This window comes from Micromonospora phytophila (assembly GCF_023656545.1).
Classification (GTDB): Bacteria; Actinomycetota; Actinomycetes; order Mycobacteriales; family Micromonosporaceae; genus Micromonospora; species Micromonospora phytophila.
The window spans coordinates 1-2,057 of sequence record NZ_JAMOKF010000562.1 but is presented as its reverse complement, the minus strand read 5'-3'; the positions used below and the strand labels follow the sequence as shown (position 1 = coordinate 2,057).

The window sequence follows — 2,057 nt, the reverse complement described above, 5'->3', positions numbered from 1 at the left end:
ACGGTCAGCGCGGCAGCCAGCACGACGAGCCCGGCCAGTGCGGCCAGCACCCCGGCCGCGATCACCGCGAGCACCGTCCGCGCGGCGTCCACCTCGGCGGCGAACGCCCGCAGCGGGATGTCCAGCCCCTGGACGAAGTTGCGGCCCTGCGCCTCCCGCGACATCTGCTGGATGCTGTCGATCAACTGGTCCAGCTTCCGGGCGTCGATGTCGTCGGTGCCCAGCCGGTAGCGCCAGCTGAACCGCAGCCCCCAGCCCTGCGCCGACAGGCGGTCCAGCGCGGTGCCGTCGACGACACCGAGGGCGACGAACGGCTCGCCGTCGCCCTTCGGTTCGACGACCCGCAGCGTCGACGGCAGGCCCTGCCAGATGCCGTCCGCGCCCTCGCGGGGCTCGAACAGGCCGACCACGGAGATCGGAACGGGCTCGGGGGGATTCTCCGCCACCTCGGGCGTGTAGGGCCTGCCGCCCGCACCCGGGGGTGCGCTGGCGAGGGTGAGCCGGCTGCCGACCCGCAGGTTCAGTTTGCGAGCCACGCTCACGGCCAGCGCCACCTGCATTGGCTGGCCGGCCGCCGTGCTCTCGTCCGGCCAGCGCCCCTCGACCAGCGTCCCGGCCTCCCGGACGCCCGGCATGGCGCGCAGCCCGAGGTCGACCAGGAGGTTCTTCGCGGCCAGGTCGGGGCCGGTCAGCCGGCTCACGTCGGTCTCCGCCGTGAACCACCGCTGGTCGACCATGGCGCGCACGTCCGGCGGCATGCCGGCCTGCAGGCTGCTCAGATCGCCCTCGTACGCGGCCAGCAACGACGTGCCGTTGCCGGCGTTGAACAGCGGATCCGTCGAGTACGTCAGGTCCCGCCGCTCGGCCGGCTGGGCGGCCAGGGAACGCCGCAGCCCCTCCTGCGTGTGCCCGTTCACCACCCGGGGCGCCGCGCTGATCAGCAACGTGACGGCGAGCGTCAGCGCCGCCAGGAGCAGGAACTGCCCGCCGTACGCCCGGACCCGGCGAGCGACCCCGCCGATGCTCATCACGCCGCCTCCCCGCTCCTGGTCGTCCCGCCGCTCCACCCGGTCACCGGTCTCCCCCGATCCGCAGCTGTGCCGCCGCCACCCGCTGCCGGATGCCGAGGGCGATGAACGCGCTGAAGGCCAGCGCCGCCAGCAGGAGGCCGGCCGCGGTCAACCCGATCGGCGCCCAGGGCAGCACGAAGGCCGCCTCGGGCACCGGCCGCCCGGCGGACGGCGTGAGGATGACCAGCGGGGCCATGGTCGCGCCGACCACCGCCCCCAGCAGCAGCCCGACCCCGACCCCGATGCCGGCCAGGAAGGTCTGTTCGGCCAGCAGCGCCCGGGCCAGCAGCCGGGGGGTGGCGCCGAGCGTGTGCAGCACGGCGAACTCCCCCAGCCGGTGCCGGGCGGTGGCCCAGACGTCGACGACCAACCCGACCAGGGCCAGCAGCACCGCGCCGAGCGCGGCGGCGAGCAGCCCCGTGCGGGCGCCCTGCCAGTACGGGTCCCGGGCCGCGCGCTCGGCGACCTCCCGCCGGTCGAGAACGGTGACCCCGGGCACTCCGGCCGCGGCGCGGGCGGCTTCGGCGTGCCCCGTGTCGTCGGTGTCCAGCCACCACTCCGACGCCGATCGGACCGCACCCCGGTCCCGGATCAGCCACTCCGTCGCCGCCGGCAGGTCGAGCAGCACCCCGGCGCCGGCGGTGGACGGCACGGCCGCCAGTTCGCCCACCAGCTTCACCGGCAGCGAGGCGCCGGAAAGGGCCAGGGTGACGGTGTCCCCGGTACGCAGGCTCAGCGCCTCGCGCACCGCCGGGGTCATCAGGGCCGGCACCGGCGGGTTCTCCCCCGCCGGCACCACCACGAAGCGCGACGACGGTTGGAAGGCGAAGCGGCCGCCCGGGACGATCCTCACCTCATACCCGGCGACGAAGCCGGTGGCGGTGACGGTGAGCTTCGGCTCGCTGCGCGCGTCGCCGGTGGTCGCCGTCCACCCGTCACCGAGCGGCAGCGGTCGGGACGCGCCGTCGGGGCCGACGGACCGCAGGT

The 2,057-nt window shown here is 75.7% G+C and carries 1 protein-coding gene and 1 pseudogene; both read right to left on the bottom strand.

Annotated features, from left to right (window positions below):
- Window positions 1–1,067 (bottom strand): annotated as a pseudogene (locus NCC78_RS31240) (FtsX-like permease family protein); the annotation flags it as partial.
- A gap of 4 nt (window positions 1,068–1,071) precedes the next feature.
- The coding region (locus NCC78_RS31235) for an FtsX-like permease family protein (RefSeq protein ID WP_250799025.1) at window positions 1,072–2,057 on the bottom strand (986 nt) is incomplete at its 5' end.